Annotated in this window: 45 protein-coding genes and 1 tRNA gene; 31 read left to right on the top strand and 15 right to left on the bottom strand. The window is 61.4% G+C overall.

The annotated features are described in order from the left end of the window. The first annotated feature begins 17 nt into the window (after window positions 1–17). Both JNB71_RS03705 and JNB71_RS03700 read left to right on the top strand, forming a co-directional pair. The gene (locus JNB71_RS03705) at window positions 18–935 is read left to right on the top strand and encodes a PhzF family phenazine biosynthesis protein (RefSeq protein WP_220370469.1); all 918 of its coding nucleotides are present in this window, start codon (window positions 18–20) and stop codon (window positions 933–935) included. Window positions 936–1061: 126 nt separating this feature from the next. Further along, a tRNA-Lys gene (locus JNB71_RS03700) sits at window positions 1062–1137 on the top strand. Between the two features lie 63 nt (window positions 1138–1200). Here JNB71_RS03700 and JNB71_RS03695 read toward each other — a convergent pair. The 12 genes from JNB71_RS03695 to JNB71_RS03640 all read right to left on the bottom strand — a co-directional run bounded on the left by JNB71_RS03695 (window position 1201) and on the right by JNB71_RS03640 (window position 5959). Beyond that, the gene (locus JNB71_RS03695) at window positions 1201–2223 is read right to left on the bottom strand and encodes a tyrosine-type recombinase/integrase (protein WP_346657234.1); all 1023 of its coding nucleotides are present in this window, start codon (window positions 2221–2223) and stop codon (window positions 1201–1203) included. Then, the gene (locus tag JNB71_RS03690) at window positions 2210–2416 is read right to left on the bottom strand and encodes a hypothetical protein (RefSeq protein WP_220370467.1); all 207 of its coding nucleotides are present in this window, start codon (window positions 2414–2416) and stop codon (window positions 2210–2212) included. Before JNB71_RS03690 ends, JNB71_RS03695 begins: the two co-directional genes overlap by 14 nt. A gap of 2 nt (window positions 2417–2418) precedes the next feature. Next, window positions 2419–2580, bottom strand: a complete 162-nt coding sequence (locus tag JNB71_RS24370) for a DUF5131 family protein (RefSeq protein ID WP_223215740.1) — start codon at window positions 2578–2580, stop codon at window positions 2419–2421. Further along, a complete protein-coding gene (locus JNB71_RS03680) occupies window positions 2580–3086 on the bottom strand; it encodes a DUF1643 domain-containing protein (RefSeq protein WP_220370466.1) in 507 nt (168 codons plus the stop codon). The genes JNB71_RS24370 and JNB71_RS03680 overlap by 1 nt, the downstream gene beginning before the upstream one ends. After that, window positions 3086–3418: a hypothetical protein gene (locus tag JNB71_RS03675; RefSeq protein ID WP_220370465.1), complete on the bottom strand. Its 333-nt coding sequence runs from the start codon at window positions 3416–3418 to the stop codon at window positions 3086–3088. The genes JNB71_RS03680 and JNB71_RS03675 overlap by 1 nt, the downstream gene beginning before the upstream one ends. Then, window positions 3408–3584, bottom strand: coding sequence for a hypothetical protein (locus JNB71_RS03670; RefSeq protein WP_220370464.1), 177 nt, complete (start codon window positions 3582–3584; stop codon window positions 3408–3410). The genes JNB71_RS03675 and JNB71_RS03670 overlap by 11 nt, the downstream gene beginning before the upstream one ends. Continuing rightward, the gene (locus JNB71_RS03665; protein ID WP_220370463.1) at window positions 3581–3910 is read right to left on the bottom strand and encodes a hypothetical protein; all 330 of its coding nucleotides are present in this window, start codon (window positions 3908–3910) and stop codon (window positions 3581–3583) included. Before JNB71_RS03665 ends, JNB71_RS03670 begins: the two co-directional genes overlap by 4 nt. 95 nt (window positions 3911–4005) lie before the next feature. Beyond that, window positions 4006–4917, bottom strand: coding sequence for a DUF2303 family protein (locus JNB71_RS03660; protein WP_220370462.1), 912 nt, complete (start codon window positions 4915–4917; stop codon window positions 4006–4008). Window positions 4918–4959: 42 nt separating this feature from the next. Further along, entirely contained in the window at window positions 4960–5313 is a 354-nt protein-coding gene (locus JNB71_RS03655) for a hypothetical protein (protein WP_220370461.1), read from the bottom strand. An 18-nt stretch (window positions 5314–5331) separates the two neighbouring features. Further along, window positions 5332–5514, bottom strand: coding sequence for a hypothetical protein (locus JNB71_RS03650; protein ID WP_220370460.1), 183 nt, complete (start codon window positions 5512–5514; stop codon window positions 5332–5334). Beyond that, entirely contained in the window at window positions 5511–5732 is a 222-nt protein-coding gene (locus JNB71_RS03645; protein ID WP_220370459.1) for a hypothetical protein, read from the bottom strand. Before JNB71_RS03645 ends, JNB71_RS03650 begins: the two co-directional genes overlap by 4 nt. A 5-nt stretch (window positions 5733–5737) precedes the next feature. Continuing rightward, window positions 5738–5959 (bottom strand): hypothetical protein, encoded by a 222-nt coding sequence (locus JNB71_RS03640; RefSeq protein WP_220371185.1) that lies wholly within the window; start codon window positions 5957–5959, stop codon window positions 5738–5740. Window positions 5960–6105: 146 nt separating this feature from the next. On the opposite strand from JNB71_RS03640, the gene JNB71_RS03635 reads away from it, so the two are divergent. Beyond that, complete coding sequence (locus tag JNB71_RS03635) at window positions 6106–6402, top strand: DUF4236 domain-containing protein (protein ID WP_220370458.1); 297 nt, start codon at window positions 6106–6108, stop codon at window positions 6400–6402. 7 nt (window positions 6403–6409) lie between these two features. On the opposite strand, the gene JNB71_RS03630 is transcribed toward JNB71_RS03635, so the two are convergent. Then, window positions 6410–6820, bottom strand: coding sequence for a thermonuclease family protein (locus JNB71_RS03630; RefSeq protein WP_220370457.1), 411 nt, complete (start codon window positions 6818–6820; stop codon window positions 6410–6412). A 5-nt stretch (window positions 6821–6825) separates the two neighbouring features. Beyond that, the gene (locus JNB71_RS03625; RefSeq protein ID WP_220370456.1) at window positions 6826–7512 is read right to left on the bottom strand and encodes an XRE family transcriptional regulator; all 687 of its coding nucleotides are present in this window, start codon (window positions 7510–7512) and stop codon (window positions 6826–6828) included. Window positions 7513–7656: 144 nt separating this feature from the next. Here JNB71_RS03625 and JNB71_RS03620 point away from each other — a divergent pair, with 144 nt between their 5' ends. From JNB71_RS03620 to JNB71_RS03565, 13 genes are all read left to right on the top strand, one after another. Further along, window positions 7657–7893, top strand: a complete 237-nt coding sequence (locus tag JNB71_RS03620; RefSeq protein ID WP_223215739.1) for a hypothetical protein — start codon at window positions 7657–7659, stop codon at window positions 7891–7893. A gap of 264 nt (window positions 7894–8157) precedes the next feature. Beyond that, on the top strand, window positions 8158–8667 hold the full coding sequence (locus tag JNB71_RS03615) for a phage regulatory CII family protein (RefSeq protein WP_220370454.1): 510 nt from the start codon (window positions 8158–8160) through the stop codon (window positions 8665–8667). Then, a complete protein-coding gene (locus tag JNB71_RS03610) occupies window positions 8667–8900 on the top strand; it encodes a hypothetical protein (protein WP_220370453.1) in 234 nt (77 codons plus the stop codon). The genes JNB71_RS03615 and JNB71_RS03610 overlap by 1 nt, the downstream gene beginning before the upstream one ends. Continuing rightward, window positions 8900–9949, top strand: coding sequence for an SAM-dependent methyltransferase (locus JNB71_RS24365; protein ID WP_223215738.1), 1050 nt, complete (start codon window positions 8900–8902; stop codon window positions 9947–9949). The genes JNB71_RS03610 and JNB71_RS24365 overlap by 1 nt, the downstream gene beginning before the upstream one ends. Continuing rightward, window positions 9946–10293, top strand: a complete 348-nt coding sequence (locus JNB71_RS24360; protein ID WP_223215737.1) for a hypothetical protein — start codon at window positions 9946–9948, stop codon at window positions 10291–10293. Before JNB71_RS24365 ends, JNB71_RS24360 begins: the two co-directional genes overlap by 4 nt. Beyond that, window positions 10290–11072 carry a DUF7221 family queuine tRNA-ribosyltransferase-like protein gene (locus JNB71_RS03600; protein ID WP_220370452.1) on the top strand — a complete coding sequence of 261 codons (783 nt, stop codon included), beginning with the start codon at window positions 10290–10292 and terminating at the stop codon, window positions 11070–11072. The genes JNB71_RS24360 and JNB71_RS03600 overlap by 4 nt, the downstream gene beginning before the upstream one ends. Beyond that, a complete protein-coding gene (locus JNB71_RS03595) occupies window positions 11069–11653 on the top strand; it encodes a hypothetical protein (protein WP_220370451.1) in 585 nt (194 codons plus the stop codon). Before JNB71_RS03600 ends, JNB71_RS03595 begins: the two co-directional genes overlap by 4 nt. Next, window positions 11650–12270, top strand: coding sequence for a hypothetical protein (locus JNB71_RS03590; RefSeq protein WP_220370450.1), 621 nt, complete (start codon window positions 11650–11652; stop codon window positions 12268–12270). The genes JNB71_RS03595 and JNB71_RS03590 overlap by 4 nt, the downstream gene beginning before the upstream one ends. After that, window positions 12267–12566, top strand: coding sequence for a hypothetical protein (locus JNB71_RS03585; RefSeq protein WP_220370449.1), 300 nt, complete (start codon window positions 12267–12269; stop codon window positions 12564–12566). The genes JNB71_RS03590 and JNB71_RS03585 overlap by 4 nt, the downstream gene beginning before the upstream one ends. Before the next feature lie 3 nt (window positions 12567–12569). Beyond that, entirely contained in the window at window positions 12570–13214 is a 645-nt protein-coding gene (locus JNB71_RS03580; protein ID WP_220370448.1) for a hypothetical protein, read from the top strand. Further along, the gene (locus JNB71_RS03575; protein ID WP_220370447.1) at window positions 13211–14452 is read left to right on the top strand and encodes a helix-turn-helix domain-containing protein; all 1242 of its coding nucleotides are present in this window, start codon (window positions 13211–13213) and stop codon (window positions 14450–14452) included. The genes JNB71_RS03580 and JNB71_RS03575 overlap by 4 nt, the downstream gene beginning before the upstream one ends. After that, complete coding sequence (gene nusG, locus JNB71_RS03570; RefSeq protein ID WP_220370446.1) at window positions 14436–15104, top strand: transcription termination/antitermination protein NusG; 669 nt, start codon at window positions 14436–14438, stop codon at window positions 15102–15104. Before JNB71_RS03575 ends, nusG begins: the two co-directional genes overlap by 17 nt. A gap of 286 nt (window positions 15105–15390) precedes the next feature. Next, window positions 15391–15699: an HNH endonuclease gene (locus tag JNB71_RS03565; protein ID WP_223215735.1), complete on the top strand. Its 309-nt coding sequence runs from the start codon at window positions 15391–15393 to the stop codon at window positions 15697–15699. A gap of 15 nt (window positions 15700–15714) precedes the next feature. On the opposite strand, the gene JNB71_RS03560 is transcribed toward JNB71_RS03565, so the two are convergent. Beyond that, window positions 15715–15927, bottom strand: coding sequence for a hypothetical protein (locus JNB71_RS03560; protein ID WP_220370444.1), 213 nt, complete (start codon window positions 15925–15927; stop codon window positions 15715–15717). A 125-nt stretch (window positions 15928–16052) separates the two neighbouring features. Here JNB71_RS03560 and JNB71_RS03555 point away from each other — a divergent pair, with 125 nt between their 5' ends. From JNB71_RS03555 to JNB71_RS03485, 15 genes are all read left to right on the top strand, one after another. After that, window positions 16053–16544: a helix-turn-helix domain-containing protein gene (locus JNB71_RS03555; RefSeq protein ID WP_220370443.1), complete on the top strand. Its 492-nt coding sequence runs from the start codon at window positions 16053–16055 to the stop codon at window positions 16542–16544. Then, window positions 16544–18253, top strand: coding sequence for a terminase large subunit (locus tag JNB71_RS03550; RefSeq protein WP_220370442.1), 1710 nt, complete (start codon window positions 16544–16546; stop codon window positions 18251–18253). The genes JNB71_RS03555 and JNB71_RS03550 overlap by 1 nt, the downstream gene beginning before the upstream one ends. Further along, window positions 18250–19494 carry a phage portal protein gene (locus tag JNB71_RS03545; RefSeq protein WP_220370441.1) on the top strand — a complete coding sequence of 415 codons (1245 nt, stop codon included), beginning with the start codon at window positions 18250–18252 and terminating at the stop codon, window positions 19492–19494. The genes JNB71_RS03550 and JNB71_RS03545 overlap by 4 nt, the downstream gene beginning before the upstream one ends. Beyond that, on the top strand, window positions 19491–20210 hold the full coding sequence (locus JNB71_RS03540; protein WP_220370440.1) for an HK97 family phage prohead protease: 720 nt from the start codon (window positions 19491–19493) through the stop codon (window positions 20208–20210). The genes JNB71_RS03545 and JNB71_RS03540 overlap by 4 nt, the downstream gene beginning before the upstream one ends. Window positions 20211–20245: 35 nt before the next feature. Beyond that, window positions 20246–21568, top strand: coding sequence for a phage major capsid protein (locus JNB71_RS03535; RefSeq protein WP_220370439.1), 1323 nt, complete (start codon window positions 20246–20248; stop codon window positions 21566–21568). Between the two features lie 65 nt (window positions 21569–21633). Then, window positions 21634–21858: a hypothetical protein gene (locus JNB71_RS03530; protein WP_220370438.1), complete on the top strand. Its 225-nt coding sequence runs from the start codon at window positions 21634–21636 to the stop codon at window positions 21856–21858. 30 nt (window positions 21859–21888) lie between these two features. Further along, window positions 21889–22263, top strand: coding sequence for a hypothetical protein (locus tag JNB71_RS03525; protein ID WP_220370437.1), 375 nt, complete (start codon window positions 21889–21891; stop codon window positions 22261–22263). 11 nt (window positions 22264–22274) lie between these two features. Continuing rightward, window positions 22275–22877: a hypothetical protein gene (locus JNB71_RS03520; protein WP_220370436.1), complete on the top strand. Its 603-nt coding sequence runs from the start codon at window positions 22275–22277 to the stop codon at window positions 22875–22877. Further along, complete coding sequence (locus JNB71_RS03515; protein WP_220370435.1) at window positions 22874–23200, top strand: hypothetical protein; 327 nt, start codon at window positions 22874–22876, stop codon at window positions 23198–23200. The genes JNB71_RS03520 and JNB71_RS03515 overlap by 4 nt, the downstream gene beginning before the upstream one ends. Then, on the top strand, window positions 23200–23814 hold the full coding sequence (locus JNB71_RS03510; RefSeq protein WP_220370434.1) for a hypothetical protein: 615 nt from the start codon (window positions 23200–23202) through the stop codon (window positions 23812–23814). Before JNB71_RS03515 ends, JNB71_RS03510 begins: the two co-directional genes overlap by 1 nt. Continuing rightward, window positions 23814–24269, top strand: a complete 456-nt coding sequence (locus tag JNB71_RS03505) for a hypothetical protein (protein ID WP_220370433.1) — start codon at window positions 23814–23816, stop codon at window positions 24267–24269. Before JNB71_RS03510 ends, JNB71_RS03505 begins: the two co-directional genes overlap by 1 nt. A gap of 58 nt (window positions 24270–24327) precedes the next feature. Next, window positions 24328–25557: a phage tail tube protein gene (locus JNB71_RS03500; RefSeq protein WP_220370432.1), complete on the top strand. Its 1230-nt coding sequence runs from the start codon at window positions 24328–24330 to the stop codon at window positions 25555–25557. A 20-nt stretch (window positions 25558–25577) separates the two neighbouring features. Beyond that, window positions 25578–25847: a hypothetical protein gene (locus JNB71_RS03495; protein WP_220370431.1), complete on the top strand. Its 270-nt coding sequence runs from the start codon at window positions 25578–25580 to the stop codon at window positions 25845–25847. A gap of 93 nt (window positions 25848–25940) precedes the next feature. After that, window positions 25941–26402, top strand: coding sequence for a hypothetical protein (locus JNB71_RS03490; RefSeq protein ID WP_220370430.1), 462 nt, complete (start codon window positions 25941–25943; stop codon window positions 26400–26402). A gap of 80 nt (window positions 26403–26482) precedes the next feature. Then, entirely contained in the window at window positions 26483–26770 is a 288-nt protein-coding gene (locus tag JNB71_RS03485) for a phage tail assembly chaperone (RefSeq protein ID WP_220370429.1), read from the top strand. Window positions 26771–26793 lie beyond the last annotated feature (23 nt).

The raw sequence follows: 26793 nt of genomic DNA, 5'->3' as shown, positions 1-26793 counted from the left end.
CATACAGGGAGATTACAGTGGCGCGACGTTTTGCCATTTACGACGTCTTCACCGCCAACAGGCTGGAAGGAAACCCGCTGGCCGTCGTCTTCGATGGCGATGAGCTAAGCGATGCGGCGATGCAGGCGATCGCCTGTGAGTTCAACCTGTCGGAGACGGTGTTCGTCAAGCCTGCCGAAAACCCTGCCCATGCCGCCCGGCTGCGGATTTTCACGCCTGGCTACGAGCTGCCTTTCGCCGGCCATCCCACGGTCGGTGCGGCGGTCGCCTTGGCCGAGGCGGCGCGTGATGGCGATGGCGAGGACTACGATCTTGTGCAGGTGCTCGAGGAAAATGTCGGTCCGGTCCGCTGCGCCGTCCGGCTCCGGGCCCAGTCAGCAACCTTTGCGGAATTCGACATGCCGCGCAAATCGGTACAGATCAGCGCCAAGCTCGACCGGCAGGAGATTGCCAATACCTTGAGCCTGAAGGCGACGCAGATCGGTTTCGAGAACCACGTGCCGACCTTCTGGAGTGCCGGTGTCCCGTTCGTGATGATCCCCGTGCACGACATGGCGGCGGCAGCCGCCGTCGAATTCGACGCGGCACTGTGGGAGAAGATCACGCCGATCGCCGATGGACGGCTCGCCAGCGCCTACGTCTACTGCCGCGGCGGGATCAATCATGTCGCCCGCTTCCATGCCCGCATGTTCGCACCGGCCATGGGCATCGTCGAAGACCCGGCGACGGGCGCGGCGGTCGCCGCTCTTTCCGGGGCCATCCACTATTTCGACCAGTTGATCGACGGGCATCATCCGTTCCTGATCGAGCAGGGCGTCGAGATGGGCCGGCCGTCGCTGTTGCATCTTCATCTCGACGTTTCCGGTGGTGAAATCGCGACCGCGCGGATCGGCGGTCAGGCGGTGAAGACCGCGGCCGGCGAACTTTATCTTTGAAAAACAGGCCCTAAACGGCAATACAGATTTTTTTGAGAAATCCGAAAAGAAAATCGTTGTGGGGGTAGACAAGCCCGGCGAAGGCCATTATACGCCCCATCAGACCGCAGCAACGCGGTTCTGGATGGGTGATTAGCTCAGTTGGTAGAGCAGCTGACTCTTAATCAGCGGGTCCACGGTTCGAGCCCGTGATCACCCACCAATTTCATATACTTAGCGCCTTTCTACCAACGCGCATTTTACAGCAGACTCGCCATTTTACAGTTTATGCCTTTTTCGTTCCACGGCCGATGGCGTCGATGACCTCCTGGCCGGCGAGGTAGTGCTTGCGGATGATTGATTCGGCTTCCTCTGCCGAATGGCCGGAAATCTCCGCTATGAGCTTGATCTTCTCATCATGTGACCGATTGAGGTTCGCATAGGCATAGGTAATGGCCGTGCCGCGCAAATCGTGGAAGGTGACGCCGGTTATCTTGAGGCGCGCCATTTCCTTGCGCCATGAAGCGCGGAAGCCGCTGGACGTCCAGTTCTGGCCGTAGGAGTTCACCAGCACGCGCTGGCGCTCCTCGCGTTTTGCTTTCCCTAGGATCGGCAGAATGTCAGGCGCCGCCACAACTCTTACCCGCGCTCCCGTCTTGCCCTGCTTGATCGACGTACGCTCGCCGTCGAAGGCGAGCGTGGGCATTGTCAGCACGTCGGCCTGCCGCTGCATCGTCCACAGCGCGATGAGGGCAACGTCGCGAAGATGTGGCGTTGCGTCGGCCAACAGTTTCGTCAGTTGTTCGTTCGACCAGATGATGTCGCGGCGCGTGGCGTCATGCAGCCTCTCGACGCTTTCCAGGGGGTTGCGCAGGATCAGTTCATTGCCCTTTGCCCAGGCGAAAAGGCGCGAGAGCAGGGCGATGTGCATATCCGCCGAGCGTGGCGCTTCCCTCATGGTATCGCGCCAATCGATGAAAAGCCGGCGGCTGCCGCGGGCCTCGATCGCTGGGACGGGAAAGGTCTCGAACTTCAGGCGGATGGTGGCGAACTGGCGTTCATAGTCGCGCCGCGTCGACGGCGCCAGCTTCTGATAGCCGGCCGTCTTGCGGAAATCATCGATCAGCGAGCCGATCGTTCCATCAACGACGGTCTTCTGCCGGTCGCGCGTGAGGCGCATGAACTCCTGAGTAAATGCCTTCGTGCCTGGCTTCGCGTGGATGCGCGGGGCACCCTTGCCGCGCCAGGCGTAGTAATAGGTTTCCGCCCCGCCGCCTGCCAGTTTGACATTGACCTTATGAACGCCCACTAACTTTCCCTCCATCAAGCCACCCTTTCAATGCCTTTTCTGCCGTGTCGCCATCTTCAAGCCTCGCAGCGAAGCTGCGCGGCGAGAACTCGATCTCGCCTGACGGGTGCATGATGACGCGAACGTTATGGATCGCTGCTGCGGCTGCAGCATCGGATATTTCGGATTTGGTGTAAGTGCGGGCGCGGCTCATCGTCAGTCGTCCACATTGTTTCCACAGCCCTGCACCTCCGGAAAGCCGTTGTGCTCGACGCCATCGAGGAGGCGGCCGGCTGTGCAGCCGGGCGAGACGACTGAACAGCCGGTGATCGGGTTCCACGTTGCGTCCGTCCATTCGATCTTGGTTCCGTCAGCCATCAGCGTTTCCAATCGGTGAGCGGGGTTGCATAGGGCAAAGTGAGGGGATGGAGCGGGTCGCCGGATCGGGTCAGACCGAAGATTTTTACCGGCTTTGCGGCGGCGAAGATCCTGTCGGCGACGAGATCGAGGCGGGGCCACAGGCGCGGCGGAAGCTTGGCGCGGCTACCCCAGCAGGGCACGAGGATGTCGGCCTCGGCGATGATCTCGGCCAGATAGCGGTCGTTATCCGGGCCGACCGGATCGGCGGCGTTCGCCAGCTCGCGCACGTCGGTGGCGCAGAAGGCGTAGACGTTGCCGACGATGAAGCGGGCGCCGCCGTTGCGGTTGGTGAAGCCGGTCCACTTCGTCACCGTGTGGTCGTTGTCATCGGCCGTTGCCGTCGCGCCGTTGATGCCGAAATAGGCGAAGACGAAACCCCGATCGGCGACGCCGCGGTCGAGCCGCATGCGATAGAGCCCGCAGTCCGAGAAAACAGCCGCGCCTGCGCTGAACAGATCGGTCATCACATGAACCTCACGCCGGTCACCGGGAAGGCGCGACGCTGGTCGGGGTTGGCGATCAGATAGAATTCTACGCCGCCGAAGCCGTCTCCGTCAGCGGGGCGCAACCAGAACTGGGAGATGACGGCGCCGCCGGCTGCGTCGATGATCTCACGGGCGTCGTCGGCCAGGCCGATTTCGTCGAAAGCCTTGACGATCGCGTCCTCGGCGTCTCCGGCCAGCGTGAAGGGGTTCAAATGGCCGCGCACGAAGGCGGCGAAGGGTTCGCCCTCATCTGTGCAGAGGGCCTGCCAGACAAGCGCGGTGGCGGCGGATTCCAGCATTTCAGCGTGCATTGGGCTTCTCCTCGCGAATGAGTTTGATTTTCTTGACGAAGCCGCCGGGATGGGCGGCGCGGGCCTTTTTCTCGGCGATCAGCGGGTGACCGGCGAGATAATCGAGCGACTTGCCATCGTGGAAATGGACGCGGAACCAGAAGGTCTTGGCGGTGGGTTCGGTCACAGCCCGGCCTCCAGCGCGGCGACATGCATGCTGATGCGGGCGACCGAATAGGGGCGGATTGTCCAGCTGCCGTCCTTGCACGGGATAGGGCGGAAGAGGATGGTTTTCTTCGGCGTCACCTTGAACTCGGCGTCGGTGCGCCCCAACCAGGCCTTCTTGTTGGAAGCGGCGAAGCTCTCGAAAGACGCGAGCGGGATGCCGAGGATGGCTGATATCTCCGGGCCGGATCGACCTTCGACGACCATGCGGCGAATTGCTTCCTGCTGGTCGGCGGTCAACCGCTCGGACGGGGGCGCGATTGGGCGTGACGGTGCTTTTGCGGACATGGAGATGATCCTCAATCGGGTTGGTCAGTGATGTTCAGACTGTGGTGGGCGGCCGGCTCTCGCTGGGCGGGCCGCCCTTTGTTCGCCGCGCTCGATTACGAGGCGGACATTTCCGGGCTGCCTTCGAACTTCGGCAGGCTGGTTTCTGCGGCGGCGGCTTCGAGATCCGTGCGGACCTGTTCTGTGATGTAGCGATCCGGACGGTAGAGCTGGAAGGTCCATTTCAGTTCGCCGCCGGAGAGGCGATAGCGCAGGCGTACCGGGATGCGCTTGGCCTCGCCCATGAAGAACGGCGCGATCTGCAGGATGAAGACGCCCGGCACGACAAGCGGTTCGCCATGGGCGTTCTTGTGATCCTCCTCGAAGGTGATCTGCGCTTCGCCCGTCTGCAGCTTGATGACCTGCTTGACGCGGGTCTCGGCATTGATCTGCAGGCCGCGCGACAGCATGACGATGTCATTGGGGAAGGCGACCTTGGCGGAGAACATCTTCTCGAAGTCCTCTGCCTCGTTGAAATCCGGCGTCGAGAGATCGGCGATATGGTCTTCGATGAACTCGGCGAACTGCGCCTGCGCCATCTGTTTGCCGTCGACGGCGAGCCAGGCGTTCCATTCTTCCGAGAGGGGGAATTGGTAGTGGATGCGGTGCTTGCCGTTATCCGGGTCGGTGCCCGAATGATAGTCGATCACCGCCGTGAGCGACGGCTTGCGCCAGTCGGTCTTGGCGAAGATGACGCTGTTTTCCTGCTTGTGGCGATCGACGAGGTCGATGAAGGATTCGAGCGTCTCCGCGATCGCCGTTCCGGTCTTGCGCTCCGGCTTGGTGCGCCAGGGGGCAAGCTCGTGATAGAGGCCGGTGACCTTGCCGGTTTCCGGATGCACGAGCACCGGAATGGACGACGGCAGGCCGTTGATCTTCTGCGGCAGGGAAACGGACACCAGATGGCTGCCGGTCTGCCTTACGAGGGCGGCGACGGCATCGACCGCGCCTTTATCGATAGTTTCCACGGGTTTTCCTTTCGTGGGGTTCGGGGTTAAAGCTGGGTGTGCTTACTGGGTCTGGCGCTCACCCTCGGTCGAGGAGACCGGGCGGGGGCCGAACATGTCGTGCTGGCGGGGGTGCTCGGTCGAAAGCGCGCCGTCCTCGACGACCCAGAAGACGGAATTCTTGCGCGGGCGCTTGGGCGTTTTCGATTCGAAGGCGGTGGCGATCGTGACCATGCCATCCTTGACGGCGAATTCGAGGGTCAGGGTCGTCTTGCCCTTGTGGGTGGCGGCCGGGTTCTGGTCCGACAGGGCGGTGAGCTTTTCGAGCGTGTCGGCCACCTCGGCGGATAGCGCCGGGTTGAGCTGGCCGTTCTCGAGCATGCCGATGATCTGGCTGAAATCGCGGATTTTCTTCATGGGGGGAGGGCTCCGGTTTTAAGACAGCCACTGCAGCGCGCAGAAGCCGGTGATGATGACGGTGATCGCGGTGACGACGCCGCAGGTGTAGCCGCGCATAAAATCGAGGCGTCGCTCCTGCCGGTCGAGATCGGCCAACTGCTCGGCGTCGTCTCTGGCGGGCAGGACAAAATAGGGGCCATTGAGGACGGGCCTGCTCACATCAGCCTCCCCAGAAAGAAGCCGCCAATGACGCAGAGGGTGACGACCATGGCGGCGCAAATCAGGACAATGCCCCACGAGGTCAAGACGCGATCGTTGGCATCTTCCCGGGCGATCTCCGCCTTGACGGCCTCCATGAAAGGGGAGCGCTTCGCCCGTTCGGAGCGGGTGAGCGTATAGTGCTGGCCGTTGATCGGCTCGGGCGGGCGCTGGTTCATGGCGGTCAGGCCGCGCGGCGGGAGGGGATGCGGGCGCGGGTGACCGTCTCGGCTTTTGCCATGGCCAGCTCGCGGGCAGCATCGCCGTGGGCGTCGATCTGCGCCTGGCTGAAACCGTCAAGCTTGATATCGGCCGCGGTGCAGCCTTCGCCGTGACGGATCATCGATGAAGCCATCGCCTCGACGAGCTGGGTGCGCGTGGCATTCTGGAATTTGTTGGTGAGCATTGTGTGTCTCCGGGTTGGTTGGTTGCCGGCGACAATATGGCTTAAATAGCCAAAACACGTCAAGCCACAAAATGGCGATAACAGCCATTTAAAATGGCTTACTGCTCTGCAAGCATGCTCCTGCAACTTTTCGGGGAGGGATGGCAATGGCTTTTCGATTTCGCAAGTCGCTGAAAATCGCGCCGGGGGTAAAAGTCAATCTCAACAAGAAATCCGCAAGCGTTCGCGTCGGCCCGAAGGGTGCCGGTCTCACGGCTGGTACCAAGGGCTCACATGTTTCGGCCGGGATTCCGGGGACCGGGCTGTCCTATTCAAAGAAACTGTCAAGTCGGGCAGGCAAGCAGACTGGCGATGGATCGGCGGGAGGGTCGATTGTTGCCGGTGCGATCGGGGTCGCTGTTTTCATAGGCTTTGTGGTCGGCTTGGCCGTGCTACTCACCTGAGCGGTGGCTAATCGCACCAGCTGCGCCTTGCGCCGTCCCATCGACGCGCCAGCCCTTCTGAAACGAGAATGTCGCCGATCGACTGGCTGCCGCGCATGACGAGGCGCAACTTGCGGCCATAGGCATCCTCGTCCCGATCGGCAGGGGCGAGTTCGAACCGGCCGTCATTGAGCAGGCTTTGCAGGCGCACTGTCGCGCGCTCGGCGAGTGCCAGCTCCCTTTGACAGTGTGGTTTCGACAATTCCGGCGCGTCGATATCGGCGATGCGGATCTTCGTTCCGTCCAGCCACAGCGTGTCGCCGTCTACAATGCAGTTGACGCGCTTACCGTCGTCGCAGAGTGGCAGCTGCGCCGCCGGCAATGACGATGAAGACGCAAGGGCGGCAACGGTGATCGCGGCGAAACGTCGGCTGATCATGGGACTCAGAAGAGTTCGTTCGGCGGCAGGACGCGGTGCATCGACTTGACGTATTTCTTCTTGAAGATCAGCCGTCCCGGCGGATTATATTGCGAGACATAGATCTCGTCGGCCGTTTCGGTGTCGAATCGCTTCACCCATGTATCGATGCCGCTGCCGTCGTGCGTCTGGACCTGGATGATGACATGGTCGCCCGCCCGTACGGCCTGATGCGGATGAACATAGAGATATTCATTCGGCAGATAGCGGGGCACCATGGAATCATTCTTGGTCATCATCACATAGGCGTCGCGGACATGTTGCAAGGCCGGTGGCGCCGGGACCTCGTCGATGACATCGGTCATAACCTGGTGTTCACCGGCCAGTGAGCCCGCAGCGAAACCATAAAGCGGGATGAGACCGGTGGCGACATAAGGCGAGCCCGGTGCGGCTGCCCTCCGCGTTCCCGTCGATACCGTCGAGCGCAGCTCGCGGGGCGGCTCAAGCGTCGTTCCCGGTTGCGCGAGAATTTCATCGGCGGTGACGCCGAGCGCGGCAGAAAGCGCTTGAAGCCGCTGGGCGTTCAGTTTGGTGATGCCCTTTTCCAGCTTGTTGATGGTTGATGCATCCGTGTTGATGAGATCGCCAAGCGCCTGCATCGTCAATCCGCGGCTTTCGCGAATTCTGGACAGGCTATTCGGGTTGTTTTTCATCGTCTTTCTCATCGTGCGGGCAATCTGGCGATATTCGCCATAAAATACCATGGTTAAATAAGCCACGCCATGGCTTGACGGTTTATGGCCAAATGAGCCATAAATGCAGCCATGGATCTCAAATCGTGGCGAACGGAACGCAAATTGTCTCAGAGCGCGTGCGCTGGCCTGTTGTCGCTGGCAGGCGGGGCGCGCTCATTCCAGCGGATCGAAACCGGCGAGAACGGCTGCGACGCCGACCTGACGGCGCGCGTGCTCGACATGACCGATGGGGCGGTAACGCTGCAGGCCATGCACGAAACGCGGCTTCGCTGGCTGAAGGCGAACCGGCCGGAGAAGTTTGACGCTCCGGTTCACCGTTACCCGGAGGCCGCCGAATGACGCTGCCTCTTTCCATCCCTGCCGGCTCCTCCTCCCAGCGGCGGGCCAGCCATGCCGGGGCACTCCCTGGCTCAGGCATGGCGATCCGGCATCCCGATGCGCTGCGTTCGACGCGGATGTATCGGGATGCCGCTTTTTCTTTTGTCGTTCCATTGGGTCAAGGCCCTCCGTGATCTGAGGTCGTCCTATCCGTAGCGGCCCGGCCGCGCGGTTTCAGTGAATCCTTATCCCTTTTTCTTTCCTTGCAATTCGCGGGGTGTTTTCGTGCGCCTTATTTCCGAACAATCCATTCTTGCCCTGAAGGGCGTGACGGATGCCTGCTACCGGCTCGGCGGCGGGGTGACGTCCTTTGCGCTTCTCACCCGCGTCGGAGTCTCGACACTGGTCAAATATGCGACGCTCGGGGAGCGACGCAACGATGGCAGCCACGAACACGGCCAGACCATCATTCCGATCGACATCGCCATCGAGGCGGACATGCGCGCCGGCTCGCCGATCATCATCGGCCAGGCGGCGGCCGAGCTTGGCTATGAGCTGACGCCGAAAAGCGAGGCGCTGAAGGCGCGGACGATCACGGCTCATGACGCGCATTCGGTGCTCGCCGAGGCCATGGATGTTTCGCGGGCGATCCTCGAAGCCGGCGCCGATGGCCAATACGACGCGCTGGAAAAGCGGACGATCTGCGCGGAGGCGCGCGAGGCGATCCGGGCGCTGCAGAATGTCATCAACGGTTTCGAGGCTGGGCGCGTCGCTATCGTCGGGGAGGGCGCGTGATGCGGGGAAGCCTTGCGATTACTACCCCTCTCAAACCGATCGAGCGGCGTTTCCTGCGCCAGCTTGGCGAACGCGACGGCGAATTTCTTCTCGCGCGCGGCCTTGCCGAAAAGCTGGCGGGCGCGGCGCTTGTGCAGGCGGCCTATGCCAAGCGCCATCCCGTCTTTCCGCATCACTTCGCGATCAATCCGGCAGGGGAATATTACCTCGACCGCCTGGCGAGGGCGCACTGATGGTTGATATTCTTACCCTGCTTTCTCCCGAGCAGAAGGCCGTGCTGCAGGCGGCCGTCGTCGACGGCGAATTCCGCACTGACGCCACCGGCGGCAAGATTCGCATCAAGAAACTGCATGAACACGGGCTGGTGCGGCGGCATGAGACTGATCCCGGCCTGTGCTTTCCGACCGATGCCGGCCGCGCGGCGGCTGCGGCGCTGGGGTTGATCGAGGGGCCGCGGGCGGTCTCGACGGCCGCGCAGCCGCCGGTTCCCGCCGTTTCGGTGGTGCGCGGTGCGGGCATGCCGGAGATCGTCTCAATGCTGGAGACGGCGGCGCGGCTGTTCGACGAGGGCGACATCCAGCGAGCGCGGGTGATCGCGGACGGGGCCTATGACCTTTCCCAGGCCGAGGCTCGGTTTGCGGCGAAATATGCGGCGACGCGCGCGCTCGTGCCGAAATTCCGGCAGCTGCAGGGCGACGCGCTCCTGATGGAAACCCGCTGCAAGATCAGCCTCGCCAAGGCCTATGACGCGGCGCAACAGGCGGGCGAAGCGGCCAAGATGGGGCGGCCGAAAAAGGTCGCAGGTGACGACCTTTTCAAGCTCGCCGAAGCGGGCCTCACCAAACAGGAAATCCACGACGCGCGAAAACTGGCGGCGGCGGAAGAGAAGACGCCGGGCATCGCCGAGCGCGCAATTGCAGCGCGTGTTGCGGCTGGCCTTGCACCCACCCGTGCAAACCTGAAGCATGCGATCGGCGCGAAGACGGCGACGAAGGAAGAGCGCGGCAACAATCTCTACGAGACGGCGCCGGAAGGGACATGGGCGATCCTTGCGCTCGAACAGTTTTCGGCGACCGTGAGCGAGCCTTTTTGCGGGCGCGGCGCGATTGCGCGCGTTTTGGAGGCGGTGGGCTACGATGTGGTGCTGTCCGACCTCGTCGATTACAGCACGGCAACGAAGGACGGCGAGTGCCAAGCGGTGATCGATTTTCGCGAGACGCGGCCGGAACCGGAGGGCCGTCTTACGACATCGTTTCGAACCCGCCCTATGGCGACGAGATGAACTCCTGCATTGCGCATGCGCTGCGCGTCATTCGGCCACGCAAGATGGCGCTGCTGCTCAACCTCAATGTGCTGGCCGGCTTCGAGGACCCTGACCGGACCTTCTACATGGAGGAATGCCCGCCGGCGCGGATTTACGTGATGAAGCGCCGGCTGCCGATGATGCACCGCGACGGTTGGGAGGGGAACAAGGCTTCCTCCCAGATGAACACGATGTGGTGCGTCTGGGAGTGGCAGGAAGACGGCACCTATGGCAGCCAGACGGTGGTTCACCGGATGGATTGGGCCGCCGATGAATTCGCTCGTTTTCGCGCCGCGCACGAGGCGGAAAGCGAGGCGGCGTGATCGGCCACGTCAAGTTCTATGTTGGCCTGCACCAGCCGGCCGATGCCAAGCATGTCGATCTGGCGTGCATCAGCATCAAGCGCCTGTGGCGGCGGAAAAAGCCAGTGAATTGCGGCGACGTCTTGGTGGATAGCGGTGCTTTTACCGAACTGTTCCTCCATGGAAAATATCGTCACGGTGTCGAAGAATATGCCGCCGAACTTCATCGGTTACACACGTCCGGCGTGGTCAAAATCGCTGCGGCGGTCGCACAAGATTACATGTGCGAACCTTTCATTCTGTCGAAGACCGGTCTTACGATCGCCGACCACCAGCGTCTGACGATTGAACGCTACGACGCGCTTGTCGCGGAATTGAAGCGCTTGTTTGGCGGGCCGATTCCTTTCCACGTCATGCCCGTTCTTCAGGGGTTTGCGCCGCAGGATTACGCCAATCACGTTCGGATGTATGGCGATCGGCTCAAGGCCGGCATGTGGGTCGGCGTCGGTTCGGTCTGTAAGCGTGAGGGCGACCCGCGTGCGATCATCGCTGTTTTACAGGCGATTTCGGCGGTACGCCCCGATCTTCTGCTTCACGGCTTTGGCGTTAAGAAAACATCTCTGCTTCATCCCGGCGTTCGGGAGTTGCTGGCCACAGCCGACAGTATGGCGTGGAGTTACGCAGCTCGCAAGCAAGGCCGAGATGGAAACGACCCTCAGGAAGCCGTGAGATTCGCTGCCACGGTGAATGCAGCAACGAACCTTTCGCGTCAGCCATGGCAGATGGAGATGTTCGCATGAGCCCCTCTGGTCACGGCAAAGCTCTCCCCTTCAGGGATGACATAGAACGCGAAAAACAGCGCGAGGCTGAGAAGGCGCGACTCACCCAGTTTCGCGGCATCGCGGCGCAGCTCGTCGGCGACAAGTGGACGCTGGAAGCCTCGGACGGCCGCACGCGGATCGTCACGCGCCGTTCGACCGGCGAACGGGAACTGCTTTGCACTGTGCATGCCGACGTGTTGCCGCATGAATACGAGCTGATCACCGGCGCCTTCGATCTCCTCGTGTTGTTCCTCGCTCTGCAGGACCGCGCGGCGGCGAAGGTCCGCGACCTGGTGGCTGCGCTCGACGACAGGGGCAAGGCCGAGCGGCGTAAGGATTTCGCGGCGCAGGCGGCTATGCTCTGCCAGAGCGGCAGCTTCCAGCGGTTCCTGGGCACCAAGGGCGGGCCGGTGGCGGACAAGCAGGCCGCCGATACCCGGCTGAAGGGGTTGCTCTCGATCACCTCGAAAAAGCAGCTGAACGACGACGAGGCGGCGCGCAAGCGGTTCCTGTCGCTGCGGGGCGATTATGATTTCTGGATGAAAGGCGGCGGACAATGAGCCTCGGTCGCCTCTTCGACGAAGTCACGATCCCCTACGGCGACAGCCAGACGAGGGCGATGAAGATCACCTGCGGATGCGGCGCTGTCGCCTATTTCCCGCACGAGCGCGGCCAGAGCCGCAAACCGCCCATCGCGGCGGCCCAGCATTTCCAGAACAAAGGTTGGCAGGTTGGCAGCGTCCCGAAAAAGGATGTCTGCCCACAGTGCCTTCGCAAACCGAAACGGAAGGAAGGCACGACCATGGCGACGCTTAAGCCCGTGGCAGCGGAACCGCCGCGCGAAATGACGCGAGAGGACCGCCGTATCATCAACGACAAACTAGATTCGGTCTATTCGAAAGACGCCTACAAGGCCCCCTGGACCGATAGCGCCGTTGCCAAGGATCTCGGCGTGCCGCGCGACTGGGTGGCGCAGGTGCGCGACCAGTTCTTCGGCCCGGCCGGCTCGAACCCGCTGTTTGACGACTATCTGGCGCAGCGCGACAGCCTGCAGCTGGAATTCGCGACGATCACTGCCGAACAGAAAAGCCTTGCGGATCGCTTCGTTTCCTTTTGCGGCAAGATCGACGAGCTGGAACGGATCGGCAAGCGGATCGAACGGGAGATCGGGCGATGAATGCGCTGCGACCAGAGATCGCGCGCATTGCGGATGCGGCGAACGACGCCGAGCGGGCCGCGGCGCTGCTGGAGTGCTCGCTCTCGACGCTGATGACCTGCGAATCGACCATCCGCAACCGGTTGATGCATGCGGGTTTTGCCGAAGGACTGACCTATCTCGACGCGGAACTCTTGCAACTGCGCAGTACGCGCAGGGCGAGCGATGCCGGCTTACAGAGCATGGCAGTCATCGTCGCGCGCGGGCGGATGTACCGCATCGTGCTCGGCCTTCCTGCGGACGGGCAGGAGGAGTAGCCGATGCGCGTTCTCATCGGTTGCGAAACCTCCGGCCGCGTGCGTCGCGCCTTCTCGGATCTGGGGCATGACGCCTGGTCGTGTGACCTGTTGCCTGCCGACGATGGCAGTAACCGGCATATCGTCTGTGACGTGCGCGAGCTGCTCGGTGAGGGCTGGGATCTGCTCGCTGTCATGCATCCTCCCTGCACCCGCCTTTGCAATTCCGGCGTTCGGTGGCTGACGAAGCCGCCGGCGGGAAAAACCCGCGCACAGATGTGGGCTGATCTCGACGAGGGCGCCGCGCTGTTTTCCGATTGCTGGAATGCGCCGATCGAGCGTGTTGCGGTGGAAAATCCCGTCATGCACCGGCATGCCAAAGAGCGAATTCGGAACTACCAGAAGCCGGCGCAGACCGTGCAGCCGTGGTGGTTCGGCGACGAGGCATTCAAGGCGACGTCGTTGTATCTGCGCGGATTGCCGTTACTCGTCGCCACGGACCGTCTGACGCCTCCCGCTATCGGCACGGATGAGCACAAGCGCTGGTCGGCCGTTCATCGGGCGCCGCCTTCAGCCGACCGATGGAAAATCCGCTCGGAGACCTATCCGGGGATTGCTGCGGCCATGGCGGCGCAATGGGGCGGGCATGCAATGGAGGTGGCGGCGTGAGCAACGCAAGATTCTCCATTATTCCCGCATGGATCGTCACCGACACCCGCCTAAAGGGCGGCGACCTGAGGGTGCTTTGCCTGCTCGGCAGCTTTACCAACAAGGAAGGTTGGTGCCGGCGCAGCCAGGTGAAAATGGCCGAGGAACTGGGCTGCGGTCGCTCGACCGTGCAGGCCTCGCTCAACCGACTCTATCAGGTCGGCGTCGTGGAGAAACGCGAGGTCGACAGCATCGATGGGCGGGATTCGGCGCATTATTACCGCGTCATCCTCGACCGGAAAGTGTCGGATGCAATGCTTGCGGCATTCGGAGACGAGGCCGAGGAATTTCATCCTAATTCAACGGGTTCGGACGAGACCCCCCCTGCCACTATAGTGGCACCCCCTGCCACGTCAGGGATGGCACCCCCTGCCATCCCTGGAGTGGCACCTATTAACGATACATCTCTAACGACCCCTTCTAACGAGGAGAGAGAGCCCGCGGGAGAGGATCTGAAAAAGATTGAGGCGGCAGGCTGGAAGTTGCTCAAGGACTGGCCGGGCTTTGACGGCATGCCGAAGAAGCCGGCGTTGGGGTTCTGGATGCGGCTCTCAGTCGAGGAAAGGCAGATGGCGACGGATCGCTTTCCCGCCTGGCTGGCGCTGTTGAAGGCGCAGAAGAAAAGCCATGTGCCGGCGCCATCGACCTATTTCGCCGAACGGCTGTGGCAGAACGTACCGTCCATGCAGGAGGCGACCAAGCCAAAGAACGTCATGGCCGGACCTTATGGCAAGCTGTGGCAGGCCACGCGCCTTTCTGACCTCCTTGCCGGTGCCACGGGACCGATCAGCGCTCTGACCGCAACAGAGCGAATGATGATCGCTGACGGCAAGCTTTCGATGGACGGCGTGATTGCCGAGAAGCGCCGCAAGATGGGCTGGCCTACTGTGAACACGATGCACGAGCGGGCGCGCAACGCGCAGGGCTGGCTCTGCCCGCTGGCGCTGGAAGATGCGGCGCATGGTTTCCACCAGGTGCATCGCGACGGGGAACTCTTCAAAGCATGGAAGCGCGAGCACGAGCGTCGCAACTGGCCTTTCCTCGACGAGGGACGGCTGCCCGAATGGATATACTTCCCGGCGATCGACGAGGATCATCAGCAAGATCTCGACACAGCGGTGCGCGACGCACTCGACCGCTTCTCCCAGATAACAGGCACCTTCCAGCAGCGAGGCAAAGGCCATGACGATGCAGCGTAAGATCATTTTGAGTGACCGGGTCGACCTGATGCGCGCCCTTCCGGCGCTGGAAAAGGCGGCAAATCTGCGGCAGATGAAGGCCTCGATGTTGTCGATGGCGGGAGCGAATCAGAAGGGCACGCCGTTCTGGTTCGTCGTCCAGACGGCAGAACGGCGGGAAAAGTCTGTGGAAGAACGCTTGGCCAAAGAAAATATTCGCTGCTTTTTGCCGTTGATCGACGGCGGAAAGGCGGTGCGCCGGCACAGGGTTGTGAAGCTTCTCGACCGGCCGGCTCTGCCCGGTTACCTGCTGGTAAACCTCGTTCCCTCTGCTGCAGCCTTCTGCGGTCTGAGGCGGGTGGATGGTGTGACGGGCATAGTCGGCGGCCTTGAGAATCCGCATCGTGTTGCGGATGAAGATCTGAACAGATTCAAGATCAAGCTTGGAACATGGGATGCAAAGGCGGTGCATGCCGAGGCGTTCCATGTGGGGGATTGGGTTCGCTTCGACGAGGGGCCGTTCATCGGCTTTTCGGGCCGGATCGGGAAGATTCACACGGCCTACGCGGTGCGTGGAATGCCGAAGATCGCCATCGCCGGAACGGTTGAGTTGACCATCGGCGAGCAGCGCCACGTGATCAAAGCCCCTCTTGCGTTGCTCGTGAAATTGTGAGTTTCTGTCTGCGGATGATCTGCTGATCCAGTGCAAGCGTTTGACTCGCCCCGACGTACACGGGGCCAGGAGTGAGGGAAACCTCCGCGTAGGTATGCCGGGCAGACCCTGCCTTGAACGCCTCGAATGAGAGGCATCGATTCAAGGCCAGTGCGCAAGCTATGAGCTATATCCCCTCTGTTGTTGAATTGGGCGGCCTTCGGGTCGCCTTTTGTTTGTCTAGAGTATGGGTAGGCTCGCAACACTTAAGCCCAGGCTTTCCACTCTCGCACCACGATTGGGACGCATGCCAGGCGACGAGGCGGCGCGTCTTCGCGAACGTGACCAGACGGTCAATTGGCGCGCCTGGTACAAGACGGAACGATGGCGGAAGCTGAGACTGCAGGTGCTGGTGCGTGACGCGTATACATGCAAGCAGACCGGTGTCCTATGCGTCGGCAAGTATCCGGCGCCGAACAGTCCGGTGGTTGACCACAAGATCCAGCATCACGGTGATGAGCAGCTTTTCTGGGACGAGAACAACCTGCAGACCGTGAGCAAGGCCTACCACGACAGCGAGAAGCAGAAGCAAGAGCGAGCGCAGGCCGGTTGGTGAGTTACCCACCGCCAGTCATAGAGCACCCATTCCCAGGCCGGTGCAAAGGTATCCAATCGCAAAGGGCGCGCCGAAAGCATACGTCTGAAGGCACAGCCCGACCACGTCGATACCGTTGCCGTGGCCCAGTGCGCTGGGGTTCCCATAAACTATGATGAGCAACGTAAGAAAGCCGATTGAGAAGCCGGTTGCCATTCGAACTGCGACTTTGAAAATCAAGGTATCCATCGCGGAACCTCCTCCGCGACAGCAACTCAAAACACGAATCATTGTTCCCGCGGGGGGCGGGTCGAAAGTCTGCAGGCCTGCCCCCTTCCGGACCCGCGCCCCTCTCACGCAGAGATTTTTTTCTGATGGAACAGGTTTTAGACCTCTTCGGACAGCCTATTCCGGATTGGAAGGGCAAGCGTGGACGGCCGCCATATGAGCCGACCGAGAAGGACCGGAACAAAATCAAGTTGTTGCTGGCGCTTGGTTGGTCGATCGGGCGGATGGCCAATGCTCTCGGCATCTCTCCGGCGACCGTGAAGAGGTATTTTAGAGCCGAGTTGAAGGATCGCGACGCGATGCGCGATAAGCTCGATGCCCGCCGTTTCGAGATTGCCATGGAGCAGGCGAACGCCGGCAACGTCGCGGCGCTCAAGGAACTCGGCAAGATGATCGAGCGGTCCGACGTGATGCTGGTCGATCACCGGCTTCGGGACGCGCAGGAGAAAGCCGAGGAGAAGAGCGCGGAAAAGCTCGGCAAGAAGGAGGCGGCCCGCGCTGCAGCGAAGACGGCCGGCGAGGGTAGCGGCTGGGGCAGCGATCTTCTGCCGGGTATCCAGAAAGGCGGGCACTGCTAATGGACACGGCGTGGGTTCCGGCTTCGACCTGGTCGACAGCGGTACCGGACTGGAAGGATCGCATTCGCGAAAAGCGGCCGCTGATCCCTGATCTGCCGCTGTTCGACGCCGTCGCCGAGAAGGCGCTGCGGATCTTCAAGCGCCTGCGGGTGCCGGACATCATCGGCAATCCGACCTATGGCGAGGTCTGCGACGAATGGGTGTTCGGTTTCGTCCGCGTCATCTTCGGCAGTTACGATCCGGAGACGAAGCGCCGGGCGCTGCGGGAATTCTTCCTGCTGGTGCCGAAGAAAAACGGCAAGTCGTCGATCGCGGCCGCGATCATCGTGACGGCGGCTATCCTGAACGAGAGGCCAGAAGCGGAATTGCTGCTGATCGCGCCGACGAAGCAGATCGCCGACATTTCGTTCAAGCAGGCTGCGGGTATCATCCGGTTGGACGAGGAGCTGACGAAGCTCTTCCAGCCGCAAGACCACCTGAAGAAAATTACGAACCTGCGGACGCTCGCAGTCATCATCGTCAAGGCTGCGGCTGCCGACGTCATCACCGGTTCAAAGGCGACCTATATCCTCATCGACGAGACGCATGTCTTCTCGACGGTATCGAAGGCCGCTGACATCTTCGTCGAAATCCGCGGATCGCTTGCGGCGCGGCCGGATGGGTTCCTGTTGCAGATCACGACGCAATCGAAATCGCCGCCATCGGGCGTGTTCAAGGCGGAGTTGCAGAAGGCGCGGGATGTTCGCGACGGGAACTTCGTGTTTCCCATGCTGGCGGTTCTCTACGAGCTGCCACCGGAAGACGCAGTCGATGGCGGCTGGATGCGGCGGGAAACATGGGGGCTCGTTAATCCGAACCTCAACCGCTCGGTGAATGAGGATTATCTCGCCGGTGAGATCGCTACGGCCCAGCGCGAAGGTCCGGAAAAGCTGGCGCTCATCGCCTCGCAGCACTTCAACGTCGAGATCGGTCTCGGCTTGCACGCTGATCGTTGGGCCGGGGCTACCTACTGGGAGGCGGCAGTTCAGCCTGGTCTAACGCTCGATCGGATTATGGCGGAATGCGATGTGTGCGTAGCCGGCATCGATGGCGGAGGCCTCGACGACCTGATGGCGCTTTCAGTGATCGGCCGGCATGCCAAGACCCGGAACTGGTTGCAGTGGGGCCGCGCATGGGCCTACCCGGATGTTTTCGAGCGGCGCAAAGAAATCGCGCCACGACTGCGCGACTTTCAGAAGCAGGGTGACCTGATTGTTTGCGAAGAGGCTGATCAGGACGTCGTCGAGATCACAGATATCTGTGAGCGCCTTTTTTTGTCGCGGCTGTTGCCAGAGAAGGCGGGTATTGGTCTCGATGCTTTCGGGATTGCTAGCTTGCTCGACGCTCTTGCCGAGCGGGGGATGGCAGGTGATCTGACGATGGCCGTAGGGCAGGGGTGGAAGCTTCAGTCTGCCGTCACAACGCTGCCTCGAAAGCTAAAGGACAAAACCTTGCGACACTGTGGTCAGCCATTGATGGCGTGGGCGGTTGGCAACGCAAAGACAGAGCTGAAGGGCTCTAACTACATCGTCACCAAGCAGGCGGCCGGTGCGTCGAAAATCGATCCGCTAATGGCATTGTTCAACGCAGCAATGCTGATGTTCCTCAATCCGGAGGCAGTGGGCGACGGCATGGATGGTTTCTTCAAAAGCCTGGCAGGTGCGGCGTGAAGATAATTCGGAAAATGGCCGATGCGGCGGTCCGTATGTTGTCGTTGCGCGATCCGAAAGGTTGGCATCAGGACGGCGAGCGCGGAGATGCTGGCGAGATTGTCAGCGCCGAAAGCGTTCTCAGCCTATCTGCGGTGTGGGCTTGCGTGAACCTCTTGTCCGGCACCATCGCAAGCTTGCCGGTCGTGGTCTATCGCTTGAACGCCGCCGGTGAACGGGAGATTGCCAAGAAGCACCCACTTTACCGCGTTCTGCATGACAGTCCCAACTACGATCAGACGGCGGTCGATTTCTGGGAGTTCATCAGTGCTTCGATCGAGCTTCGCGGCAATGCCTATGCCCGGATTGAGCGCAGCGTCGGCAAGGTCGTCGGTCTTCATCCGATCATTCCCGAGCTGGTTTCGGTCAGGCGGCTGACAAACGGCTCGATTGAGTATCGGTGGACGCAGGAGGGGAAGTCCTACCGGGAAACCGACCAGTCGATCCTTCATATCCGCGGATTCGGAGGTAACCCGCTCGGCGGACTGTCGACGCTGCACTTTGGCCGCCACGCGTTCAGCCTGGCGCGCGCCGTCGACCGTTCGGCGGCGAGCACATTCAAGAACGGGCTGCGCCCATCCGGCGTGCTGACATTTGAAAAGTGGCTGACCGATGAGCAGCGCGACATCGCTGAGAAGAAGCTGACCGAGAAATACTTCGGCGCCATGAACTCCGGCCGGCCACTCATCCTCGAAGGCGGCACCAAGTGGGAACAACTGACGATTTCGCCGGAAGACGCGCAAATGCTGGAGTCTCGCGGCTTTTCCGTCGAAGAAATCTGCCGGTTCTTCGGTGTGCCGCCTTTCATGGTCGGCCACACGGAGAAAACGACGAGCTGGGGCACCGGTATCGAGCAGCAAACCCTCGGTTTCCAGAAATTCACGCTGCGCCGACGCCTGAAAAGGATTGAGCAGGCTCTCGAAAAGCAGCTGCTGACCCCTGCAGATCGCGCCAACGGAGTGTCGATCGAATTCAATCTCGACGGTTTGCTGCGCGGTGACAGCGTTGGGAGGGCACGGTTCTATCAGCAGATGACCTCGATCGGCGCCATGACCATCAATGAGGTTCGCGCGCTCGAAAATCTGCCACCGCTCGAGGGTGGCGACGTGCCGCGCATGCAAATGCAGAACGTGCCGATCACCGAAATCGACGAAGAGGCCGTCCGTCGATTGATCGCCGAAGGAAAGGGAGCATCCGCATGACTGTGACTGCAGCACGTCCGCTTATCAAGTCGGCGGGCGCCGATCAGCTTGCCAAAACCGGCCCTTGCGTCGAGATCAAGGCAGATTCCCTGAAGGAAACCGGCGAATTCGAGGGCTACGGTTCGACCTTCGGCGGCAAGCCCGACAGTTACGGCGATGTCATCGCCGAGGGCGCATTTGCCGAGTCTCTGGCCGCTCACAAGGCCGCCGGCACCATGCCAAAGCTCTTTTGGCAGCATGACGCGAGCAAACCGATCGGCAAATGGTTGGATGCAAAGGAAGACGGCAGGGGTCTTTTCCTCCTAGGCAAGCTGAATATGGATGTTCAGCAGGCCCGCGAAGCGTACTCGCACCTCAAAAACGGCGATATTGACGGTCTCTCGATCGGCTATCGCATCAAGGAATATTCGGTCGACACGGATACCGGCGTTTGGACGCTGGAAAAGCTCGACCTGAAGGAAGTTTCGATTGTGTCGATCGGCGCGAATGAAGACGCGACGATTTCGAGCGTGAAGGCAGCCAAGCAGCTGCATCAGCTTACCGAGAAACTGAAAGCCGGGGACCGGCTGACAGAGCGCGAGTTTGAGATGTGGCTCAAGGGATTGGGATTCTCAAACTCACAGGCGGAGCGTGCCGCGCGCCTCCACTTGAAAGGGCAGAGGGAATCTGCCGATGCGGACGAAGCGCTTGCCTTTCTGCAAGCAATGCGCGGCTGAGCCTCGCAATCCTCAACCAAATTCAGGAGATTCCCATGTCGGGACGTAGACTCGCCGTTTTCGCGGCTATGTCGAGCATCACCATGCTCGGTGCAATGACCCCGTTGGAACGCGCCGCCGGCCGCTATCTTCGCGCTCCGGATCACGGCACGGAAACGAAAACGGCGTCTGAACTTGCGGCCGAAATCAAGGCCGACCACCAGAAGGCGATCGACGGCGTCAAGGCCGTCGCCGAAGAAGCTCTCGGCAAGGCCAAGGCGGGCGAAACGCTTTCCGCCTCCTTGAAGGAGAAGGCCGACGAGGCTCTCGTCAAGATGAACGAGCTGACCGAGCATGTCGCGCAGATGGAACAGAAGCTTGCCCGGTCGGGTGGTCCTGGCGAGGAAGGCCAGAAGTCCCTCGGCGAGCAGTTCGTCGAGAGCGACGGGTTCAAGGAATGGAAGGAATCCGGGTTCTCGAAGAACGCGCGTGGCGCCGATCTGAAGGTCAAGGCCACGCTCACCTCTGCAACCACTGATGCGGCAGGCTCGGTCGGCGATGCTATCGCGCCGACGCGTTTGCCCGGCATTCAGGAGCTGCCGCAGCGCCGCCTGACGGTTCGTGGTCTTCTGACGCCGGGGCAGATGGGCGGAAACACCCTCGAATACGTCAAGGAAACCGGTTTCACGAACAACGCCGGCATGGTCGCTGAAGGCGCCGAAAAGCCTTCATCGGACATGAAGCTTGAACTTGTCACGACGTCCGCAAAGGTCATTGCGCACTGGATGAAGGCGTCGAAGCAGGTGCTCGACGACATCCCGCAGCTCCGCTCGATGATTGACCAGCGTCTCGACTATGGTCTGGCACTGAAGGAAGAGCAGCAGCTGTTGAACGGCGACGGCACGGGGCAGAATCTCCTTGGTATCATCCCGCAGGCGTCTGCCTTCGCTGCACCGATCGCGATCGCCGATATCAACATGATCGACGTCCTGCGTCTTGCGATGCTGCAGGCGGCATTGGCGGAATATCCGGCGACCGGTCATGTACTCAACCCGATTGACTGGGCCTACATCGAGATGATGAAGGACGAAATCGGCCGTTACATTATCGGCAATCCGCAGGGCTCGATCGCTCCGACGCTCTGGCGCCTTCCCGTCGTCGAAACGCAGGCGATTTCCCCGCGCAAGTTCCTGACCGGCGCCTATCGCCAGGGCGCACAGGTATTCGATCGCTGGGAATCGCGCATTGAGGTCGGCTACGTCGACAAGGACTTCATCCAGAACCTTGTCACCGTCCTCGGCGAGGAGCGTCTCGCCCTGGCCGTCTATCGTCCGGAAGCGTTCATCTACGGCGATTTCGACACCGCTCTCGCTGCCTAAGTCCGCTCGGCTCAGTAAGGCGGGCGGTGCGATGCCGCCCGCTCTCTGAACCGAAGGAGACGATGATGGCTGAAAATCTCAGATGGAAAGTCCTGCGTCGCCACGACGGCGACCGCATGTACGAGGAAGGCGAGATCCGTACCGGCACAAAAGCCGAGCTCGGCCACCTTTCTCCGCGCACTCTCGAATTGATCCCTGCCGAACTCGCGGCCAAGGCCGAGCGCGCTGTCCTCAATAAGGCTGAACGCCCCACGGCGAACAAGGCCGCAACCGGCCCAAAGGCCAAATAACGGCCATTTGGCCATCCAAAGGAGACCGAAATGAAACGCTTCAAGGTGACGGTAACGACGGCAGCGGACGGAACGGCGACGGCCTACACGCCGCGCTTTTCCGGCAAAATCTGCCAGATCGAATATGTGAAGGATGCCGCCAACGCATTCGCGGCTGGTGTCGATTTCACGCTGACCGGCGAAGCCACCGGCATCAATCTCTGGACCGAGAGCAATGTCGATGCTTCGGCGGTTCGAGCGCCGCGTCAGGCCACCCATTCGCAGGCCGGCGCGGCAGTTCTCTATGCTGCCGGCGGGACCGGCGTCATGGACAAGATAGCCGCTGCGAATGACCGCGTTAAGATCGCCATTGCTCAAGGGGGTAACGGCAAGGTTGGCGTGTTCCACGTCCTGGTCGAAGGCTAGGGAACGCAACCATGACGACGCGCGTCATCGTAGTGCCTGAAGCGATTGCAACGCCGGCCGACGTGCCCGGCGTGCATTCAAGTAATGACGCGGTCGTAATACGCGCCATCGCGGCGGCCCAAGGGATCATCGACGGACCGAACGGGAACCTTGGCCGCGCGATCGGCAAGCAAACTCTTGAGCTGTGGTTGGCTGGCTTTCCCTGCAGCCGCCGGGCGGCGATCTATGGGCCGCTGAATGGCGACCTTTCGGTCAAATACCTCGATGCCGACGAGACGGAACAGACCATCAGCTCGGATAACTACCGAGTGGTCGGCAACGAGGTTTTATTCCGCACTGGCTTTGCGTTTCCGGAAGTCGCGACTGCACCCGATGCGGTGCGGATTCGATATGGCGCCGGGTATAATACGGCGGATGTTCCGCCGCAGGCGAAACAGGCCGTCATTATGATGGCTCTGCACGCCATCACCGTGGGCAGCGAGAAAGCCTTCTATCGATCTGAAGAGGTCGAAGGGGTTGGAAAAACCGAATATACGCTGCTCGACCAAGCCGGTTCCAACATCAACAAGATTGTCGATGACCTGCTGCGGGGCTTGAGGGTGGTGCGGATATGACACCGGAACAGGCCATTGCCTCGCTCGATCGCCATATCGCCAAGCATGGCCAGGCTGTCAAGATCCGCAAGACGAACTCTGCGGTGGATGAGGTTGAGACCCGCGCCTTCGTGCGTGGGATGAAGCCAGACGAGATCGCCGGCGCCATAACGCAGTCTGATCGCAAGGTGGTTCTTTCGCCGACCGGGATCGAAATCGCTGCTCTGCCGAAGGCGAGCGGCTATCTCGTCATCGACAATGCGCCTGCCGCAATCATCGGAAAGCCGGAGTTCGTGAAGATGAACGACGTGATCGTTCGCATCAATGTTTCGGTGAAGGGCTGATGGCTACAGTTGGCGAGACGATCCGCATCATCAGGCAGGAAACGCTTGAAGCGACGAAAGAGCTGCTGGTGCGAACGGCAAAAGCGGAGCATGCCGCCATCATGCGGAGCCAGCCAGCGCCGCAAGGCTTCACCCGTATCGTCGACGGCAGGGTTGGCGCAGCCGAGGAAAGCGTCCGCGCCGACGGTGTCATTGTTTACCAGTACCGTCGCCTCGACGAGATCGTGCAGTTTGCAATGGAAACGCTTTTCGACCTGTCGCCGGTTCTCTCCGGCGAGTATCGGCGCAGCCATATCATCCTGATCGACGGTATCGCGCAGCCGGACCTGAAGAGCTGGGCGCCGGGTTCGGAAATCTCGATCTCAAATCCGCTTCCGTACAGCCGGAAGATCGAGGTTGGAAGAATGACGATGCGGGTTCCGGGAACCTCGAAGGTCTATCAACAAGCGCAACGGATCGTCGCCGGTCGCTTCGGAAACGTCGTGGCGGTGCGCTTCACCTATCGATCTTTCCTTGGCGGCGGCGAAGGCAAAATCCGGGCGGCAACCGCCAAGGCTCGCGAACAGGAGCGGGCAAGCCTCCGCTTCCCGGCTCTTCTTATCAGGGAACGCTGATGGCTGACTATGCAGGCGCCGAAGAGGCCATCCGCCAGAGGCTTGCCGCCAATTGGCAGGCAACCCGCATTACTGATCAGAACGCGCAGCCGGATGATCCATGGCCGCCGGTCGACGGTGATGGGGTGTTGCAGCCGTGGGTCAATCTCGAAATCGAGTGCAGCGGAAGCAAGATCGTTGGTCAAGGCCGGCCTGGCAATCATGTCTATCGCTATGACGGGCTGATCATCGTGCACGTCTTCACGCCGGTAAACACCGGCGCATCGCAGGGCAAGCAGCTCGCGGTGGCGATCGGGGAAATCTTCCGGCGCCAGAAGTTTTATGACGACGTTTCGCCGGGCTGCTGCGTCCGGACAGAAGATCCCTATCCGGCGGAGGGTAATGCCAAGTCGGATGATGGAAACTGGTTCGGCACGACGATGATGTGCCCTTTTGTCTACTGGCATCGCGGCTGATCGCGACAATCACCTTCATCAACCCGCCTCGATGCGGATAGGCTAAGGGAGCGTCACCATGACGTATTCAGAGAATTGGAATGGCTATGTCGCCCTCAAGGCGCAGTCTGGGAAAGGCGTACAGGCGTCCGGCGCTGGCGGCTTGCTGCTGCCGACCTCGGGCGGCGCCGGCGGCTTGCTGACAAAGCAGGCGGTCAAGTCGAACATCGTCCGCACCGATGGGCAGCAGCTGCGCGGCCGTCACGGGAGCCGCCGCACCGCCGGCACCTATACCAGCGAACTGGGTATCGGACGCGCCGATCCGGTTTGGGAGGCGCTGATGCGAGGCGCCTGGTCGGCGGCTGACCTCACTGCTACGCAGGCCGACGTGACCAGTGTCACGACGTCGACGAGCGCCATCATTGGCACTTCCGGCAGCTGGATCACCAAAGGCTTTCGTGTTGGGGATGTTGTCCGCGCCACCGGCCTCCCGGACGCTGCAAACAATGGTGTCAATCTGCGCATCGTCGGCCTGACAGCGACGGTGATGACGGTCGCCGAGACGCTGGTTGCCAACGCCGCGGCCGATACTGCTTTCAGCATCGTCCGGGTGGGTCGTGTCCTCATCAACGGTGCGGCGGGTGCGTTGCCGAGAACATACTTCACGATCGAGGAATATGAGTTCGATCTCGATTCCTCCGAAGTGTTTACCGATTGCCGCTGGTCGCGCGGCATGATCCGCATGAATGCGGACGGTCAGCTCGACACGGAATTCGGCTGGACTGGAACCGGCGCTGTTGAGGCGTTGACGGGCGGCTCGTCGCCCTTGCTGACCTCGCCGACCGAACCGGTTTCCCTGTCGCTCGCTGCAAGTGAATCGGTGATCCGTTTCGGCTCCAGCGATGTGGCGGATCTGACATCGTTCGATTTCACCCTTGACCTGCAGCCGGCCGCTCCCTCGGTCGTCAACAAGACGGGCATCGCGCCCGATGTGTTCCTCGGCACTATGCAGGTGTCGATGAACATGACGCTGCTGCGCAAGGATCTGCAGGCGCTTGCCGACTTCAATGCTGAGACGCAGCTGTCCGTGCATCTGCTCGCGCAGGAGAACGAAGCTTCGCCGACTGATTTCTTCTCGCTGTTCGTGCCCAATTTCACGCTCGGCGGTGTCGCCAAATCGGCTCTGGCACAGACCGGCGGCGCGCGCACCGTGACGCTGAGCATCCCGGCCGACCTGGTCGGCAAGGATACCCGCGGCGGCGCTTTCGATCCGACCACCGTGAAAATGCAGGTCAGCAACGCTGCCTGATACCCTCGAAAGGACCTGCCATGGCAAATGCTGAACAGGCTGTACGGGACGCCGCAGAGCGTCTTCATGCAGCCATCCAAGATGCGAAAGCCTCCGGCCTGGCGGTCGTCTGGCCGCATCGCCCCGGCGATCTCCTGTCGATCTCGATCAGCGAGACCGGCAAATTCGGTCAGCCGCTCGATCTTTCCGACAAGGAGCGGGCCGTGATACCGGCGCTCGATCCCAGCGCATCAAACGATCCCTCCGGCTTCATCTCCAGTGAGGGCAGACCCCCGCGCCCGAGGAGATAAAACCCATCAGTCCCGACAGGCTGACCAGCGTTGCGCGCAATGGGCGGCGGGTTGTCGGACCCGCCGCTTACCCTTCCGACAAAGGACAGAACGATGACGACCGAAACATTCAAATCAGACACCGTTGCTGTCGATCTCAGCGGCTTCCTGCCGGTGGACGAAAGCACACTGGAAATTTTGGCGCCCGATGGCCGCAAAACCGGTTGGAACATCCGGCTTGCCGGCCCGTCGCACCCGAAGACGATCGCGCTCAATGACGCTGCGGCCCGGAAGGAATTGTTCCGGCAGAAGCAGATCGAGCAGGCGCAGGTGAACGGCAAGAAATACAAATCCGAGGAAAAGACCCCGGACGACGCCCGCCGCGAAACCGTGCAGAGCATCGTTGGCCGCATCATCGGCTGGAACCCGATCAACATCGGTACCGGCCCGATCGAATTTTCCGAAAAAGCGGCGGAAGATCTGCTGATCAAGCCGGAGATGGGCTGGGCCTATGTGCAGATCGCCGAAGCCTTCGGTGATGAGAAGCGTTTTACGCCGCGCTCCGGGACGAAATAGTCACGTTCGCGGAGCGTTCATTCGCCCTCTCGATGGTGGGCGAGGATGGCTCGACGCACCGGGAGCTCATCGAAGGTCTATTGAAGCGTGCGCGGAAGCCGGAAAAGATCGCCCGATATGAGGCCGAATTGGCTCTGCCGCCTTTCCCCTACGCGCTTCAGTATCTTTGGGACGCTTTCAATAGGATACGCCGCCGAAAGGGCAGCGATTTCGCGGGGCCTGCGCCGATCAGCTGGCCTGATATCGATGCGTTCTGCCGTCACAGCCGCCTTTACCTCCATCCCTGGGAGATCGCGATCATCGAGCAGCTCGACGATCTCTATCTCAAGGTAACGGACAAGGCGGACGCCCAGGGCTTCGAAGCCTAGCGGCGTCCAGCTTCCCTTCATCC

Origin of the sequence: Rhizobium herbae (assembly GCF_019511375.1) — a bacterium.
Lineage (GTDB): Bacteria > Pseudomonadota > Alphaproteobacteria > Rhizobiales > Rhizobiaceae > Pararhizobium > Pararhizobium herbae_A.
Note: the sequence above shows the minus strand (reverse complement) of the source record. Positions and strands in the feature narration are given on the sequence as shown.